The sequence below is a fragment of the Rubrobacter calidifluminis genome, from assembly GCF_028617075.1.
GTDB classification, from domain to species: domain Bacteria; phylum Actinomycetota; class Rubrobacteria; order Rubrobacterales; family Rubrobacteraceae; genus Rubrobacter_E; species Rubrobacter_E calidifluminis.
Genome location: NZ_JAQKGV010000007.1, coordinates 54,113 through 70,068 on the forward strand (window position 1 = coordinate 54,113; position 15,956 = coordinate 70,068).

Consider the following 15,956-nt stretch of genomic DNA (forward strand, 5'->3'; position numbering starts at 1 on the left):
AGACTCTCCTCACCATCGCCGCGGCACCCCCAGCCTGGAGACGACCATGAGCCCGCCCCGGTGGAAGTCGTCGTGCGGGTACTTCACGGACTCGAAGTGCTCCAGCGTCGCCTCCCCCCCGCTCACCCCGACGAGGAGCTCGACGAACGCGGAGACGGACATCGGGTAGACGGTCTCGTCATCCGAGCGCCTCACCCCGACGAAGTCCTCCAGAAAGGCGAGCCTCCCCCCCGGGCGCACCACCCGCCACATCTCCGAGAGCAGCCTCCGTTTGATCTCCGTGGGATTGTGGTGCAGCACGGTGACGGTGAACGCCAGGTCGAAGCTCTCGTCCTCGAAGGGGATTTCGAGATCGTCTTCCAGCACCTCGAAGCGCGCCCACGGGAAGTTCTCCCCCGCCGCCCCGACCATCGCCTCGCTCACGTCCAGCCCCGTATAGCGGGCCCCGAGCCGGCCCAGGCTCGCCGCCCACCGCCCGACCCCGCAGCCGACCTCGAGCACCTCCAGCGGCAGATCCTCCGCCCGCGCGGAGCGGACCGCCGCGAGCTGCGGCTCTAGGGCGGCGGCCTGCACCCCGTGGATGGCCTTGTTGAAGGCCCGGCCGTGCGCGGCGCTGCAGATGGCCCGGTGGGGAGCCTCCCGCGCGAACCTCTCCCCCCGCCTGCGCCAGTACTCCCGCGCCTCGTAAGACCCTCTGCCGGAAGGAAGCTCCGCCCCCTCCTCGGACAGCAGCACCCCGCAAACCTCCCGGGCAACACCCGCCGGGTCCTCGCTCGCAGGCCGTATCCGCTGGCAGGCCGCCCACCCGTAGCGCACGCCGAGGGCTTCCCAGAGCGCATCGTCGGCGGTCGCGACGAGGTCGAAGAACCCGAGCCGCTCGAAGAGCGGTTTTTCCAGCACGCTCACGAGGAACTCCTCGTCGTGCTCCTGAGGCAGCACCGCGGCCACTGGCACGTCCCACCGTCCGCGGGACATCGCCTCGTAGGGGAAGGAGAGCAGGTCGAGGAGGACCAGGGCTCCGGCGCGGCGCAAAACCCCCGAGAGGCGGTGCGGGAGCACGTCCCACTCCCCCAACACCTCGCAGCCCTCGGGGAGCCCGGCTCCTTCCACCCGGTCCCGGTAGCGCCCGGCGTAGACCGCCACCGGCCGCCCGAGCGCCGCACCCCGCTTCCCGGCCTCCTGCACCGGACCGCTCACAGGTAACGCTCTTCCAGGGTGCGGAAGTTCCTGTTGCGGCGCAGGGCGGGAGCGAGGGGGCTGGAGGCCATCCTCCGCAGCAGCAGCTTCAGGTCCCGCTCGGCCCCCTCCAGGTAGGCGACCCGCCGGGGCGAGGATCCCCCCGGGTGAGGGGATCTGAGATAACGATCTTCCAGCGTCCTGAAGTTGCCGTTGAGCCTGAGTGCCGGAGCGAAAGGGCTCGACGCCATCTTACGCAGCAGCAGCCTGAGGTCGGTCTCCGCGGCCTCGAGCTGCGAGAGGCGGCTGAGCGAGACGGAGGACGGGGTGCCGGCCGTCCCCCATCCACCGCTGTTCAGCCTCGCCTTCAGGTAGCGGACTTCGAAGGCGAGAAGCTCGTTCTCCATCCGGAGCCTGTCCAGATTGGTCGGGGTATAGAACTCATCGTCGGGCATCTCTCATCTCCCCAAGAAGCATCGCTTCCGTCCTCCTGCTCAGGGCCTCCAGCTCCCGCCAGACGGCACGCACCCGCCCGATGAGCCTGCGGTCGGAGACCGGCTGCCTGCCCGGGCGTCCGGTCGTGGCGCCCGTGTCGAAGACCTCGCCGACGGGCACGTCCGGGAGCCCGAGGCCCCAGCGCCGCTCCAGCGCCCGGATCAGGGGAAAGCCGTCCTGCAGCATCCGCATCGAGACGACCATCGTGTCCTGCGGGTGGGTGCGGGCGAACGCGAGCAGCGCCTCGTTGCCCGCGAGCCACATCCTGAGCGCGAGGTCCGGCTCACTCCAGAACCTGCGGTGCAACTCCGCGGGTCCCTCGCCGTCGAAGAGGTTCTGCGCGTGGCGCCGGGCGAGCGAGTAGGTCGAGTCGGCGAAGTGCCGGTAGACGACGAGCACCTTCGCGTCGGGCAGGACGTACTTCCAGAGCCCGAGGAAGTGGCAGACCCGCGGGTCCTTGAAACCCCACAGCCGGTGCTCCGCGTTGCGGCGCTCGGCGATCTCGCGCAGCCGCCGCCAGCGGACCTCTCCGACCACCGGGAGCAACGGCCCGGCGACCTGCCAGGTGAGATCGTTGTCGCCGAGGATCTGCTGGTGCAGATCGACGACCTCCCGGTCCTCGAAGTGGCCGTAAGGGTTCGAAGGGTTGGCTTCGAGCATCTCGTAGCCCAGGAAGAGACCCGCCCGGTGCAGAAGCTGCGCCGTCAGCGAAGTCCCGCTGCGATGGAAGCCCGCGATGATCAGTTGTTTACTCAACGGCCCTTTTCTTTTCGATTTCCATCATTACGTACCCTAACAAAATCATGACGTTTTGATAATGTTCTTCCACTATGAATCAGCAAAACCTCGTTCTCGTCGGAGCACCGCGAAGCGGGACCACGCTGTGTTGCTGGCTTCTGAACCGGTTGCCCGGCGTACTCGCCCTGCACGAGCCGATACGTCCGGCACGTTTTCTATCTGAGGACGAGGGACCCGCCCTCGCGGCCCGTCGTCTGGAACACCTCTTCAAAAGATCACGCCGGACGGTCGACGAACGCGGCGTCGTCTTCACCAAGCAAAGCGCCGGGGCGATTCCGTCCGATCCCTACGAGCGAAGTATCCGGGAGGGAGGCGTCAGGCGACAGCTCTCCGGGGAAGAGTGGTCCGAGATCCCGGTGGACCGTGAAAGGCTCGGTGAAGGATATCATCTGGTCGTGAAGGATATAGGCACCCTGCCGGCGCTCCTGCCGCTGATCAGAAAAAGCTTTCCCTGTTACACCATCGTGCGCAACCCCCTGGCGACGCTCGCCTCCTGGAACAGCGTAAACCACCCGGTGCGTGAAGGGCACTCTTTCGGCGCCGAGCGCCATGACCCCCTCCTCGCTCAGAGGCTCTCCGGCATAGAAGATCGCCACGAGAGACAGGTGGTCCTTCTCGGGTGGTTCTTCAAACGGTTCGTCTCGTGTCTGCCGAAGGAGCACATCCTCCGCTACGAGGATCTGATTACTTCCGGGGGCGCGAGCTCTCCGGCCTGGTGCCGCAGGCAGAGACATTGCGAGAGGATCTCCAGATCAGAGGTTGCAATCACTACACACTGGCCCGCAAGGATGCACTCGAGCTGGGACGAATGCTGCTCGACCTCGAAGATGCTCCGTTCTGGTGTTTTTACAGCACGCGGGAGGTCAGGGATCTTCTCACCCGTCTGCAGGAAGACCCCTGGACCCGAGGGTACCGTGACGCCCGGTCGGGCAGGCCGGCACGCAGCCTCGTGGACGTGAAGTTCGAGGAAGAGGCAGCCGTCAGAGAGGAGACAGAGTACACCTCGGGCTACGCGTCAGCGCTCACGAACGACTACAATCACCCCTTTTCCATCTACGCGGCGGGCTTAGCAGGATCTCACCCAACAAAAAGCTGACCAAAGGCAGGAAGGAGCAGGCTCCACAACCATCGCTCACGCTTATTCATCAAACGACCATACTCCGCGGGCACACCTTCGGACGTGCCAGCCGGGTTCGCGTCAAGATCTCAGCGCGAGTTTACCCGACGTGCCGATCACCCGCCCGGATCCATCCAGAGCCTGCAAGGAGATGTAATGCTCTCCGGTATCGACGGCAATCTTGGTCTCGAAACCGCTACGCCGGACGAAACCAATGGGTCTCAACCCGGACGGCCCAGGGCCGGCCAGCACCCGCCATCCGGCCAGTTCGGTCGCCCCATTCCAGCTCGCGTAGACCACCTTTTCGCCTCCAGATGAAGGCCTGACCACTACAGAAGGAGCTTCCTTCGGCCGCCCCTTCCAGGGAAACCGGAAGGCCCTGTAGGAGTCGTCCCCGGGAGGCAGCGTGGCATCCAGGAACATCTTTCCTTTTCGGGTGTATTCGGAGAACATCCGCTCGCTTCCCCACCCGATGAACACGTTGCCATCAGGGAGTACCTGCAGGTTTCCCTGGTTGGCAGCGAGCAGCCTCTTTCCGGGATGAGTGTATTCGCGTACCAGCTCTGCTCTCATCTTCTGTTCGTCCAATCCCAGAACGATCCCGCGTGACATGGCGTGCACCTTCGGATTCGCTCCGTTGTCGAAGATGGTGAGCGTTCCATCCGGCTGACGCCTGGCATCATGCTGGTAGGCGGTCCTGGTGCCGGCTCCCATCTCGAAGTCGCTCTTCTTTCCCCCCAGGCGCCACATGATCTCTCCGCTGTTACGGTCCACCTTGTAGACGGTCCAAGTGTTGCGGGCAGAGATCAGAAGATTACCGTCCTGGTCTACGTCTATGGAGTTGATATGAAAGTAGTCGTAGGGGACAGAGAAACTCCGGGAGGGTCGCAGGTAAGATTCCTCGAGGCCGACATGATCGAGGCTGTGCCACTCGAAGATTACCTCGCCGCTCTGGATGTCCACCTCCTGGGCGATCCCATCCAGTACCGTCCCCCGAGCCGAACCGCCGACCGCAGAGAGATCCGCATGAACCGGGCCATATATGGTAAACAATGCGGTATCCTGCGGCGTTATGAGAAATTCGTGTAAATCCCCCTCGTAGCCGTTACCCGCCCTGACCCTCTTTACCTGCTGGTAGTTATCGTCGAGGATTACGTACTCGCCCGCACCATTATGAAAGACCAACCGCCCCTCCCACCAGGTAAGGACGGGTCTGCCACGATACTCCTGGACCTTGAAGTCCGTGGCATACTCCTTCTCGCCTTTCAGAGGACAAAACCATATTAGCTCCCCACGATCGTCGACGATCATGGGACCGTACTGCCCGGGTCCCTTCTTCGGGGCGATGAATATGTAACCCTCCGAATCATCGTCTGCATCGAGCGACACTTCGATGGAAGGAGGAGCAAAATCCGGACGCGATAGGAACCTGCGCACGGCGGAACCTTCTCGCACATCGTGTCCCGCGGACCGTACACTACCGGCAACAGAGGTGCGCCCGCGTCTCGTCCTGCCGCCATGCAGCCGTGCATCATCGGTCCCACACCCGGAGAGCCACAGAAACGACATCCCCGCGATTCCCGCACCAACCGCCCCGATAAACCTGCGTCTACTGTACCTCTTCGCGTTCAAGATCTCCCCCTCCCCGGGCCCATCAGATGAGCCCTATAGCCAATCCTGATCTCCCGGGCTCAGGGCCCGGATTGCTGGTATCCCGGGGTAGTGTTTCGTCCCCGGTAGATCCGCTCGAGCACCTCGCGCGCCCTGGCGTCGAGCCCCGGCTGCGCCTTTTCGGGGACGAGCACGATCCCTTGAGGAAACTTCGAAGTTATCCTCCGTTCGTACCCCGGTCCACGGTCCCGCTCGCATCGTACGAGCCCCAGGATCGTCCTCGCCCCCATCCAGGTCGGAACGGGCCTCGGAGGGTCACCGGTGCGCTCCAGCAACGCAAAACCAGCGTTTCCCTGATCCCTTCCTTCCTGGTGTAGCCTCACGAAGAGCCGGCTCTCCACCAGCCCGTCAGAAGACACCATAAGCCCGGTAAGTCTGGGATCGCCGGCAACCATCAGATAGCGGGCGTTTTCCCTCCTCAACTGAGACATTATGTGTGGTATGGAATAAGAGAGCACCGTGCAGTTCGATTCATCACTGCTCATCATCACCCAGAGGGCCCGCGGCGGGGTCTGGTAGATGGTGCCGGTATCCACGTCCTCGGAGTATCCCTTGGCAGCCGTGGGGTTGGTGATCGGAGGGGATTGATCGAGCCCCAGAGTCGTCCAGCGGTGGCGCCCGCCGTCCTTGAAAACGAGGTACGACGCATGAAACGGCATGGTGACCACCATGCTCCCCGGAGGCACCTCCCTCTCCATCCAGCGCACCATGTTCGTGGCCTCCACGACGGTCCTGCCGCCTCCGGAGGGCCTGACGGGGTGATCGTAGAGCAGGTTGTGGACTTCTTCCGTGGCGACCACCAGCGGGTATACACCCAGGATCAACGCCGAGACGGCGGCGATCCAATCAGGGAAACGCCTCACCTTCACATCTCGTGCCACGATGGCGAAGACGTCCGTCACGAGTACGGCGAGCGCGCAGAGCAAGAGGGTCTGCGGGATGAGAAACTGCCTCTGGTTCCATCCTTCCAGGGTCACGAACAGGACTATGGGAGCCTGGAACAACAGAGAGATGGAGAACACGCGCCACATCTGGCCCCCCTTCACGGCCCTCCAGACGGCGTAGCCAGCCGCCACCGGCATGAGAGGCCACAGCGCGATGTAGGGCGCGAGGTGACTCGCGAAATAATCTCTCAGGGCGGCGAGCGATGCTTCCGGAAACACCGAGCCCCCGGTCTTCGACAGCAGCAAGAAGACGACCACGGGCCACACAGCGAGAATGCTCCAGCCGGTCCAGGATCGCCTGCGACCGCCGGCGAGAAACCGGTCGAAGGCACCGGAAAAAACGGATACCCCGACGAGCACGACGACCGCCGCCGCCGCGCCCAGGGCCATCGGGCGCTGCAGATCGGGAGAGAGCCGCCCCACCAGGTATATCTGGCCGCTGGCGGCGCAAACCCAGGCCCACCACGGCAGGCAGGTCAGAACCACCCCGAGGTAGTGCAGGAAGGCCCTTCGCAACCCCCAGCCGAAGAAAAGCACCGCCAGCAGCGCCAGAGGAAGGTTTACGAGCGCGGTCTCTTTGACGAGTATGGCGGCGCCGAGCGCCACCCCGGACAGGAAAGCCGACAGACGGGTGTTCCGCCGGAGGGCGTACATCAACGCCAGCAAAGAAAGGAGGTAGGCGGTCAGGAGCACCGCGTCTATGTTGAGGGCCTGCGTGTTCATCGCGGTGTACCCGAGGAGCGTGACGGCCGCGGCGGCGACGAGCGCGGCGATGGGGGACGCGAGCCGCCTGACCAGCAGATAGGCGAGGAGGGGGTTGAGCAGCGCCAGGAGACGCACGGTGAGCGCCAGGGTTCCGGTATCCCGTCCCAGGAACGTCATCAGCCCGCCCAGCAGGCCCGGGAACAGGGGGCCTCTCTTGATGAAGGGTGCCCCGTTGATGAGGGTGTAGCCCCGGCCGGAGACCAGATGCCACCCGGCGAGGAGATATTGTTCCGCATCCTGGGTCAGAACCCACTCGTACCTGAACCATACGAGGGGAGGGGTCGAGAGGAACAAGACGATGGGCAGGAGCGCGAGATCGGTCCACCCGAACCGGCGTGTGACCTTTCCTGATAGAGCTTTTGCCGAAAGCTTCCCGTCCGTACGCCTCATCCCCCCGGCCCGGATCAGAGCGGCGATCTCCTCGGATTATCGGGAAGTATAGAAAAGAGCCGTGCGAGGCATCAATGCCTCTCAGAACCGCTCGTAGCCGGGTCCGAGGTGAGAACTACCTATCGTGGACCACCGGCATATTTTGTGGCACAATGTGGCCACACTCTGGTCAGATCTTCCCCATGCGAGGAGTTTAGTGAGAGAAGTAGGAGTGAGAGAGTTCAGGGATCACGCCTCCAGCTACCTGTCCAGTGGCGAGCCTCTGGCCGTACGGAGGCACGGCCGCGTAATTGGTTTCTACTTCCCGGTGAAGCAGAAGAACGATACGGAGGAGCTGCGCGCTGCTCTGCGCGACCTGAGCGAAAGTCTGGCAGAACTGCGGCGCGAGAGCGGCCTCTCGGAAGAAGAACTCGTTCGGGAGCTGGTGCCCCGCGAGCATGAAAGCCCGGGCAGTTAGGGCAGCTTGCGCCTGGTCATAGACGCCAGCACGCTCGTCGCGGAGCTGCTTCGAGAACGAGGACTGGAACTACTCGCCAACTCCAATCTCGATCTGTACGTACCCACCCGGATGTGGGAGGAGACCCGGCATGAGGTATCCAGGCGGCTCGAAGTCCGGGTATCCCGGGGGCTTCCCGCTCCGGTTGCCGCGCGCTTTTGGGACGCTGCCCTGCGTGTTAAGGAACACAGCGTCACGGAGGTACCAGAAGAGGTCTACGAAGGTTCGAAGGGCGAAGCGCTGTCCAGGTTACCACGGGATGAGAAAGACTGGCAGGTGGTCGCGCTCGCTCTTTCACTCGAAGCAGCCATCCTCACCGAGGATAGAGATTTCTTCGGCTGCGGGGTTGCAACGTGGACGGCAGACACCATGATCACCTGGCTGCAACGCCATGGTTTATCTTAGCCCGAGGATTCCTGCTTTTCTCACGCAGGACCGGGACCATGAACCCGGCAAGTAGTCGGCTTACCCGGCTCATCAGCTACTGTTTCGCTCGTAGCCGAGCCGGGCGAGGGTCTCGCCGGCCGTCTCCTCGAAGATCTCACGATCCTTCGTAGTGAAGAGCCTCCGCCAGTCGCCCGCCACGCCCTTGCGGAAGAACGAGGAGGCATCCTCCTCGCCGCGCCCGCGACCGCCGGAGAGACGCTCGAAGCTCTGCGAGCGGACGCACCCGGCGACTGTCTCTTCGTCGGAGACGGCACCGAGGAAGGAGAAGATGTTTCGCATGTGCCGTTCGGGGTCTGCGACGAGGTCCTCGTAGCGCACCTCCATGTAGCGGTCCCCGAGCAGGGCTGGACCATCCTGCGCCGCGCCGCCCGTGTAGGAGGACCAGTCGGAGGCGAGGGTTCGGAGCTGGTCCCCGGTGAAGATGCTCCTGCCGGAGCGGACGAAGCCCTCCGGGTCGGCGCGGTAGGCGGCGCGCTTTTCGGCGATCTCCGTCCCCTCCTTCACGTTGCCGAAGTTCCAGAGGTGGAAGGCGGCTGAGACGGCGACGTCGCGTCCGTCCCTGATTATGTGGATCACCCGCGCCTCGGGGTAGATGCGCGAGATCTCACGCACCATCCGGTCGTTGAGGAGCGGGGACTTGTCGCCGACGAGGCGCTTGCCGCTCTTCAAGAGCTCCCGCGTCATGAAGTAGCCCGCGGCCATGCGGGTCATGGCTTCGATGTGTTCCCGCGGATCTCCGTCGCGGCTCCAGACGGAACGTTCGACCCAGAGCCTCAGGTACTCCGCGTCGAGCAGAGCCTCGTAGAGCGAGCTCGCCGGGCGGTCGACGTCGTTCTTCTTCAAGGCTTTGCGCTTCCATCCCGCGCCGAAGATGCGCCCCTCGCCCCGGCAGAGGACCTCGGGGTGGGCGTCGAGCATCCGCATCAGCCAGGTCGTCCCCGAGCGCATGAACCCGACGACGAAGAAGACGGGCGAGGCAGCCTCCGGCGGCCGCAGCCCGCATCTCCGCAGCTCCTCCTCGAGCGCAGCGATGCGGGCGTCGCGGGTCGAGATCTCCCGGCGAGCCCGCGCCCCCGGAACGAGACCGCGCACGAAGCCGGCCGGGTCCCTCAGCGCCCGTCTGGCCAGCCTTTCCAACCTCTCGTACGTGTCCGGAGCCATCCTCCGCGGCGAGCGATACGGCATGCGGGTATTCTAAGCCAGGACGGCCGGGTTTCCCCGCCTCACGAGCGGCGGGCTTCAATCATCTCCTTGGGCTCTCTCCAGCTTATAGTCTGCACGGCGCTCTCGAAGCGCACCTCGAGCCCCCGGCGCGTCAGGCGGACTTCGCTTCTCCCGCGGTCGAGCCAGCGGTTGCTCAGCGGCCCCTCCGCGAGAACGGCCCGGTGGGCCCTGCGCCACCCGAAGCGCCGCAGATTGTACTCCAGGTCCCGGTAGCGATCCATCGAGCAGACAAGCGATGGCCCCGGGTCTCCGGGGCCACCGGGATAGAGGTCTTACTTTCCGCTGCTTCCGGCGGTATCAGGAGCACTCTGGTCACCCTGCTGGAGCTGCTGCCCGGGTCCCTGCTGCAGGTTGTCCCTGTCGGGCCCCTTCACCTCACCGGATCCGGCCTTCTCCCCGGCATGCTCTATCCCATCCGGAGCGCTCTGGTCACCCTGCTGCACGTTGTCGGGGTCGGTCTTGGTGTTCTCCTGGTGAGCCTGCTGCTGGGCCGCGGAGACCTGGCCGCTGGAAGCGGCGCTGGTGTTGTGGGTGGCCTGGGCGAGGGCGGTGCCCCCACCGAGCGCCAGTACCGCCGGTACGGCCATCGCCGCAAGGAGCTTCTTTCTGTCCACTGTTCGTTACCCTCCTTGTATTCCTGGTGGTTCTCAGGGTTTCGTGCCGTGTACCGCTTCTGAACATCCTCTTTACATCTTCCTCTCCTTTCTCTGCTGTCGTGTACGCTCAAGTATTCGCCCGGGGGATGAGAGGGTGCTGAGCAGAGGGTGAGAGCTGGATGAATAGTCCGTAAGAATCTTTCGAGACTAACGTCTCAGAGAAGATCGGCCCGCGTTCCGCCACCTGAAGGGAGGTTTTTGGGGAGCAGGAGGGTGAAGGTGGAGCCTTCGCCGACCCGGCTCTCCACCTCTATGGTGCCGCCGTGGGTCTCGGCGATCTGCCGGGCTATGGAGAGGCCGAGCCCGGCCCCTCCGGCGCCGCGCGAGGGGTCCACCCGGTGGAAGCGCTCGAAGATCATGGGCAGCTCGTCCTCGGGGATGCCGATGCCGGTATCCGTGACGGAGAGGAAGGGGGATCCACCCAGGCAGCCCACCTCCACGGAGATCCGGCCGCCTTTCGGGGTGTACTTGACCGCGTTGTCGAGCAGGATGGAGGCGGCCTGCAGGATAAGCTCCCGGTCGCAGTTCGCCTCGACCGGTCCCTGCGGGGGACGAAACTCGACCTCCACCTTGCCCTGCGCCGAGGCGCGGGCGGCGTCGGCGGCTTCGGAGGCGATGGAGGCGAGGTCGTGCCGCCCGAGGTTGAGTGGAGCACCCTCGTCGCCGCGGGTGAGGGCGAGCAGCGACTCGACGAGCGAGCGCATCCTGCCGGACTCCTCGCGGATCGCGCGCACCGCCTCCCGCGCGGTCTCGGGGTCCTTGAGCGCCCACTCGTCGAGCATCCGGGCGTAGCCGCTTATGGAGGTGAGGGGAGTCCTGAGCTCGTGGCTCGCGTCGGCGGCGAAGCGCCGCTGGCGGGCGAGGGCCTCTTCCCGGCGGGCGAACGCGGCCTCCAGCCGGGCGAGCAGGGCGTTTATCGTGGTGGTGAGACGCCCTATCTCGTCCTTGGGGTTCGCCACCGGCAGCCTCTTGGCGAGATCCCCCTCCCCCATCTCGCGGGCGGCGACCACGACCCTGTCGACCGGCTTGAGCGCGGCGCGGGCCAGGATGTACGCGCCGGCGATCGAGAGCAGGAAGGCCGCCCCGATCCCGGCGGCGAGCACCGCGGAGAAGTCCTCCAGCGTCTCCTGCGCACCCTGGTAGGGCTTGCCCGCCTCGACGATGCGCAGAGCACCGCTGCCCTTCAGCCGCACCGGGACGGCGTAGACGTAGTCCGGGGCCTGGTTGGAGAGGTTCGCGGTGCCCGAGGCCGGGTTCCCGCTCCTCGCCGCCCGGCGCCAGACGCCATCCTGCGCGCCTCCCTGGACACCGACCCGGAGCGTCTCGCCGACCACCCTGCCCTGTCCGTCGCGCACCACGACGAAGACCCCCTCCAGGGTGAGCCTCTCGCGGTTGCTCTCCTCCAGGGTGCCTCCCGAGCGGATGGTCTCCGCCACCGAGACCGCCGCCTGCCGGACCGTATTCTCGGTGTTGGAGAGCAGCGTGTCGCGCACCAGGACGTACAAGCCGAAGCCGAGCACGAGCAGGATCACACCGATCGCCAGCGCGTTGAAGAGCGTCAGACGCCACCGGATCGGCAAGGCCTACTCCTCCCGCAGCGCGTACCCCACGCCCCTTATGGTGTGGATCAGCTTCTTCTCCCCCTCCACGTCTACCTTCCGCCTCAGATATCCCACGTACACGTCGACCACATTCGTCGAGAGCGCGAAGTCCTGCTCCCACACCCGCGAGAGCAGCAGATCCCGCGAGAGTACCCGCCTCGGGTTCTGCGCCATGAACTCGAGCAGCTCGTACTCCCGCGCCGTGAGGTCTATCTTCCTCTCCCCCCGCCTCACCTCCCGCGTGGAGCGGTTTATCTCGAGGTCTCCTACCCGCAAGACCTCCTCACCTTCCACCCGCCTCAACAAAGCCCGCATCCTCGCCAGCAGCTCCTCCACCTCGAAGGGTTTCGTCAGGTAGTCGTCCGCCCCGTAATCGAGGCTGTGCACCTTGTCCTGGGTGCTGTCGCGGGCGGTGAGCATGATGACGGGCAGCTTCTCCCCGCGCTCCCTGATGCGCTTCAAGACACCCACCCCGTCGAGGCCGGGCAGCATGATGTCCAGCACTACGATCTCGGGCCGGAAGCCCTCCAGCGCCTCGAGCGCCGAGGGCCCGTCGTAGACACACCTCACCGAGAACCCCCGGTGCTCGAGCTCCAGCTCCAGGAAGCGGGAGATGGAGCGGTCGTCCTCGACTATGAGTATCCTGGTGCCGGGTTTCATCGCATGACCTCCTCGCCTCGCCGAGTGCGATTCTATATTCTCGCGACGCCGGCTGAGGAGAAGATGAGAGGTCGCCGCGGGCGGTTCTTGCGGGCGATGCAACGAGGTGTGAACATGCTTCCCCGGGAATCGTTCCGCGGCAAAGGAGAAGCTATGGAGGCAGGAAAGGTAGTGCTCGACACACCATCCCTCGACTACCCCTTCCCACCCAGGATGAACGAACATGCCAGCGTCGCCCAGCACGGTACTTCGGGGTGGGTGAGGACGTTCGGGCTGCTGCCGGACGAGAAATCTCTGGCTCTCTTCGACGCCACCGGGCTCGGATACCTCGCCGCCCGCAACCATCCCGACCTCTCCGCCGAGGATCTCCGGTTCATCTCCGACTGGTACGCCTGGCTCTTCCTGCGCGACGACAAGGGGGACGCCTCGCCCGCAGGCCGGGATCCGCGCGGCCTTTCGGCGGCGGACGGCCGGTTGCTCGACGTGCTCGAAGGCGTCGAGCCCGGAGAGGAAGACGAGCCGCTCGCCCACGCCCTGCGCGACCTGCGAGAGAGAACCCTCGGCTACCTGCGCGCCAATTCCCTGCCCGGCGTCTGGATGCGGCGGCTGGTCCGGGCCGTGAGGGAGCATCTCGAGGCGACGCTCTGGGAGGCGTCGAACCGGGCCAGGGGAACAGCTCCCTCCCTCGAGGCGTACGTCAGGATGCGCCCGCTCACCGGCGGGCTCTCGATCGTCACAGAGCTCGTCGAGATCGTCCGCGGCCTCCATCTCCCTTCAGAGGTGCGCGAGCACGCGGCGGTGAGGCGGCTCACCTCGGCCTCGCACAACGTCACCTGCTGGGCCAACGATATCATCTCCCTGAAGAAGGAGCTCGCCGCCGGCGAGGTCAACAACCTGATCCCGGTGCTCTGCGCCGAGCGGCGCCTCTCACTGCAGCAGGCTCTATGGGAGGCGGCCCGGATGCACGACGCGGAGGTGGCATCCTTCGTCGAGACCTCGCGCACCCTGCCCACCTTCGGCCCGGCGGTAGACGAGATCCTCGGACACTACGTACTCTCGCTCGAGGCCCGCATGCGCGGCGTCCTCGACTGGTCGCTCGGCTCCGAGCGCTACCGCAGCGAGGAGGCTATGATCTCCCCGGCATCCCGGGCATCAACCGGCCTGGAGAACAAGAATCCCTGAGCGTAGTCGCAGCCGGCCCGGCGTAGCCTCTCCAGCTGCTCGTCGGTCTCGACCCCCTCCGCGATCACGTCCATCCCCAGACTGTGCGCGAGCGTGGTCACGGTCTGCACGATCTGCGCACCGTCAGCCGAGCACACGTTCTCCACGAAGGCCCGGTCTATCTTCAGCGCGTCGGCCGGAAGGCGCTGCAGCACCCCGAGCGAGGAATACCCGGTGCCGAAATCGTCTATGTGGATCCTGATCCCCAGCTCGCGCAGGGCGCGCGTGGCAGGCTCGGCGCCGAGCATTATAGCGCTCTCGGTCACCTCCAGACGCAGGTGTCGCCCCTCCAGCCCGCTCTCGGCGAGAGCCTCCGCCACCTGGTCGGCGAGGGAGGGCTGCGAGAGCTGCACGGGGGAGAGATTCACGCTCACGGTGAGCGGCCTGTGCTCCGGAAACCTCTCCTGCCAAACCTTCGCACTCCGGCACGCCTCCCGCAGCACGCGCCGGTTGATCCTGGAGATGAGTCCGGTTTCCTCCGCGAGCGGGATGAACTTTGCCGGGGGGATCTCCCCTCGGTCGGGGTGCTCCCACCTGGCGAGCGCTTCGAAGCCGACCACCGCACCGCTCCTGAGCGAGACTATCGGCTGGTAGCGGACGTAGAACTCCCCCCTCTCCACCGCCCGCCTGAGGTCGTTCTCGAGCCGGAGGGTCTCGAGCACGCGCCGGCGCATCTCCCCCGTGAAGACCTCGTAGCGGGCCCGTCCCTCCCTCTTCGCCTGATACATCGCCGTGTCCGCATCGCGCAGCAGGTCCTCCGGCCTTTCGTAACCCCGCGAATCCGGGATGATCCCGATACTCGCCGAGGTGTAGAGTTCGTGCCCTCGCACGTAGAAGGGGGAGGCCAGCGCCCGCTGCAATCTCTCCGCCACCTCGAGAACCTCCCCGAGATCTCCGGCGCTCGCGAGCAGCACGGTGAACTCGTCCCCGCCGAGCCGGGCGACGGTGTCCTCCACGCGAACACAGGCCCTGAGCCTCTTCGCTATCTCGACGAGCATTCCGTCACCCACCACGTGCCCGAGTGAGTCGTTGACGTTCTTGAAGCGGTCGAGATCGAGGAAGAGCACCGCGAACGGTCTCCCTCCGGCCTCGCGCGCCCGCTCGAGCGCCTGCCTGAGCCTCTCCATGAACAGAGCCCGGTTGGGCAGGCCGGTGAGTGAATCGTGCGTGGCGTCGTAGAGCGCCCTCTCCTCGGCCAGCCGGGCCTGCACCAGCGCCCCGACCAGCCGGCTCCTGAACTGCCAGAGCAAAAGCAACACGACCGCGACCGCGGCGGCGAGGCATGCCACGTGGAAAGGCGCGGCGTACCATCCGGGGAGCCGGGAATCTGAGGGTGAGATCTCGCTCAGGACGGCGATGATCACCGCCACCAGCCATGCTACTACGAGCAGACGGCGCAGCATCTTTCCGCTCGCATAGGGTAACGCCACACCGACGGCGAGCAGCGGGGCGAGGATGATGACGGTTATGAGGAAGGGCTGCGCGAGGGCGACTACGATGCAGGCCAGGAGAAACCCGCAGCAGATGATCGCGATGGCGGCGTTGGCCCGTTCCATCCTCCCGGACCACCGGCGGGCGACCTCGAGCGAGGCGCCGTAGGCGAACAGGGTGAGACCGGCGACGCCGGAACCGGGATCCCGGAAGGCGGCGGAGGCCCCGGCCTCCAGCAGACCGAACCCGAGGACGAGCGGCATGAGCCACTTGAGGAACTGCCCCATCTGGTGTCTCTGACCGGGGATTTCCTCCAGCCATACGTCCGGGGATTTCACCCCGGCTCCCCGGCGCGGCTCCTTCCTGTTCGTAGAACTGGCCGTGATCACCATAGAGTTATCGGTGGGAGGAGCGTTCCTCTTTAGTCCGCGACCTCGTGACCACACTCGTTGCATCCCCACCCCCCGCAGGAAATCCGGGCGCGGCCCCACGCCCCCCCGCCTCCCGAACATCTCCCCTGGCCTATCTCAGGCGTCGAGCACGACGTCGGAGAGGGGGCTGCCGATGCAGATCAGACGATATCCCTCCGCAAGCTCCTCGTCGGAGATCGCAAACGCAAGATCCTGGTCTATCTCTCCCTCGAGGCACATCTGCATGCAGGTGGTGCAGGTACCGCTGCGGCAGTCGTAGGGGAGGTCTAACCCGTTCTCCTCGGCCTTCTCGAGGATGTACTCATCCTCGGAGCACTCTATGGTGATGCCGCTCTTCTTGAAGGTTACCCTGTGCGTCTTCGCCATCGCGCTTCTTCCTCACACGGAAGCCCCGGCCCGAATCGGAGAGCAAGACCGGGGCTCCCGCCTACAG

Annotated in this window: 16 protein-coding genes; 4 read left to right on the top strand and 12 right to left on the bottom strand. The window is 65.5% G+C overall.

Annotated elements, in window-relative coordinates; all coding sequences use genetic code 11:
- Nucleotides 1-9: 9 nt before the first annotated feature.
- The 3 genes from PJB24_RS07315 to PJB24_RS07325 are packed head-to-tail and all read right to left on the bottom strand — an operon-like array spanning nt 10 to nt 2,427.
- Complete coding sequence (locus PJB24_RS07315) at nt 10-1,197, bottom strand: class I SAM-dependent methyltransferase (RefSeq protein ID WP_273844298.1); 1,188 nt, start codon at nt 1,195-1,197, stop codon at nt 10-12.
- Nucleotides 1,194-1,631, bottom strand: coding sequence for a hypothetical protein (locus tag PJB24_RS07320; protein ID WP_273844300.1), 438 nt, complete (start codon nt 1,629-1,631; stop codon nt 1,194-1,196). The genes PJB24_RS07315 and PJB24_RS07320 overlap by 4 nt, the downstream gene beginning before the upstream one ends.
- Nucleotides 1,618-2,427, bottom strand: a complete 810-nt coding sequence (locus PJB24_RS07325) for a sulfotransferase (RefSeq protein ID WP_273844302.1) — start codon at nt 2,425-2,427, stop codon at nt 1,618-1,620. The genes PJB24_RS07320 and PJB24_RS07325 overlap by 14 nt, the downstream gene beginning before the upstream one ends.
- 74 nt (nt 2,428-2,501) lie before the next feature.
- Here PJB24_RS07325 and PJB24_RS07330 point away from each other — a divergent pair, with 74 nt between their 5' ends.
- Nucleotides 2,502-3,428, top strand: a complete 927-nt coding sequence (locus PJB24_RS07330; RefSeq protein ID WP_273844304.1) for a hypothetical protein — start codon at nt 2,502-2,504, stop codon at nt 3,426-3,428.
- A gap of 239 nt (nt 3,429-3,667) precedes the next feature.
- Here PJB24_RS07330 and PJB24_RS07335 read toward each other — a convergent pair whose 3' ends face one another.
- Together PJB24_RS07335 and PJB24_RS07340 are read right to left on the bottom strand one after the other, a co-directional pair.
- On the bottom strand, nt 3,668-5,023 hold the full coding sequence (locus tag PJB24_RS07335; RefSeq protein ID WP_273844306.1) for an arylsulfotransferase family protein: 1,356 nt from the start codon (nt 5,021-5,023) through the stop codon (nt 3,668-3,670).
- Between the two features lie 254 nt (nt 5,024-5,277).
- A complete protein-coding gene (locus PJB24_RS07340) occupies nt 5,278-7,356 on the bottom strand; it encodes a glycosyltransferase family 39 protein (RefSeq protein ID WP_273844308.1) in 2,079 nt (692 codons plus the stop codon).
- Between the two features lie 211 nt (nt 7,357-7,567).
- Between PJB24_RS07340 and PJB24_RS07345 the strand changes: the two genes are divergently transcribed.
- Together PJB24_RS07345 and PJB24_RS07350 are read left to right on the top strand one after the other, a co-directional pair.
- Nucleotides 7,568-7,813 carry a hypothetical protein gene (locus PJB24_RS07345; RefSeq protein ID WP_273844310.1) on the top strand — a complete coding sequence of 82 codons (246 nt, stop codon included), beginning with the start codon at nt 7,568-7,570 and terminating at the stop codon, nt 7,811-7,813.
- A 6-nt stretch (nt 7,814-7,819) separates the two neighbouring features.
- Nucleotides 7,820-8,257 (top strand): PIN domain-containing protein, encoded by a 438-nt coding sequence (locus tag PJB24_RS07350; RefSeq protein ID WP_273844312.1) that lies wholly within the window; start codon nt 7,820-7,822, stop codon nt 8,255-8,257.
- A gap of 72 nt (nt 8,258-8,329) precedes the next feature.
- Here the strand turns inward: PJB24_RS07350 and PJB24_RS07355 are convergent, their stop codons facing one another.
- The 5 genes from PJB24_RS07355 to PJB24_RS07375 form a co-directional block, all read right to left on the bottom strand.
- Nucleotides 8,330-9,460, bottom strand: coding sequence for a sulfotransferase family protein (locus PJB24_RS07355; RefSeq protein ID WP_273844313.1), 1,131 nt, complete (start codon nt 9,458-9,460; stop codon nt 8,330-8,332).
- 62 nt (nt 9,461-9,522) lie between these two features.
- Entirely contained in the window at nt 9,523-9,744 is a 222-nt protein-coding gene (locus PJB24_RS07360; RefSeq protein WP_273844316.1) for a hypothetical protein, read from the bottom strand.
- A 51-nt stretch (nt 9,745-9,795) separates the two neighbouring features.
- Complete coding sequence (locus PJB24_RS07365) at nt 9,796-10,137, bottom strand: hypothetical protein (RefSeq protein WP_273844319.1); 342 nt, start codon at nt 10,135-10,137, stop codon at nt 9,796-9,798.
- Between the two features lie 197 nt (nt 10,138-10,334).
- Complete coding sequence (locus tag PJB24_RS07370) at nt 10,335-11,759, bottom strand: sensor histidine kinase (RefSeq protein WP_273844322.1); 1,425 nt, start codon at nt 11,757-11,759, stop codon at nt 10,335-10,337.
- Between the two features lie 3 nt (nt 11,760-11,762).
- Nucleotides 11,763-12,440 (bottom strand): response regulator transcription factor, encoded by a 678-nt coding sequence (locus PJB24_RS07375; protein ID WP_273844324.1) that lies wholly within the window; start codon nt 12,438-12,440, stop codon nt 11,763-11,765.
- A 153-nt stretch (nt 12,441-12,593) separates the two neighbouring features.
- On the opposite strand from PJB24_RS07375, the gene PJB24_RS07380 reads away from it, so the two are divergent.
- Nucleotides 12,594-13,622, top strand: a complete 1,029-nt coding sequence (locus tag PJB24_RS07380; protein WP_273844326.1) for a terpene synthase family protein — start codon at nt 12,594-12,596, stop codon at nt 13,620-13,622.
- Here PJB24_RS07380 and PJB24_RS07385 read toward each other — a convergent pair.
- Nucleotides 13,550-15,484, bottom strand: a complete 1,935-nt coding sequence (locus PJB24_RS07385; RefSeq protein WP_273844327.1) for a putative bifunctional diguanylate cyclase/phosphodiesterase — start codon at nt 15,482-15,484, stop codon at nt 13,550-13,552. The genes PJB24_RS07380 and PJB24_RS07385 overlap by 73 nt on opposite strands.
- Nucleotides 15,485-15,619: 135 nt before the next feature.
- Nucleotides 15,620-15,889, bottom strand: coding sequence for a 2Fe-2S iron-sulfur cluster-binding protein (locus PJB24_RS07390; protein ID WP_273842796.1), 270 nt, complete (start codon nt 15,887-15,889; stop codon nt 15,620-15,622).
- Between the last annotated feature and the right edge of the window lie 67 nt (nt 15,890-15,956).

Coding starts and splice junctions, on each gene's coding strand:
- PJB24_RS07320 (WP_273844300.1), bottom strand. CDS start 1,631: ATGCCCGACGATGAGTTCTATACCCCGACCAATCTGGACAGGCTCCGG.
- PJB24_RS07330 (WP_273844304.1), top strand. CDS start 2,502: ATGAATCAGCAAAACCTCGTTCTCGTCGGAGCACCGCGAAGCGGGACC.
- PJB24_RS07340 (WP_273844308.1), bottom strand. CDS start 7,356: ATGAGGCGTACGGACGGGAAGCTTTCGGCAAAAGCTCTATCAGGAAAG.
- PJB24_RS07355 (WP_273844313.1), bottom strand. CDS start 9,460: ATGGCTCCGGACACGTACGAGAGGTTGGAAAGGCTGGCCAGACGGGCG.
- PJB24_RS07360 (WP_273844316.1), bottom strand. CDS start 9,744: ATGGATCGCTACCGGGACCTGGAGTACAATCTGCGGCGCTTCGGGTGG.
- PJB24_RS07375 (WP_273844324.1), bottom strand. CDS start 12,440: ATGAAACCCGGCACCAGGATACTCATAGTCGAGGACGACCGCTCCATC.
- PJB24_RS07380 (WP_273844326.1), top strand. CDS start 12,594: ATGGAGGCAGGAAAGGTAGTGCTCGACACACCATCCCTCGACTACCCC.
- PJB24_RS07385 (WP_273844327.1), bottom strand. CDS start 15,484: ATGGTGATCACGGCCAGTTCTACGAACAGGAAGGAGCCGCGCCGGGGA.
- PJB24_RS07390 (WP_273842796.1), bottom strand. CDS start 15,889: ATGGCGAAGACGCACAGGGTAACCTTCAAGAAGAGCGGCATCACCATA.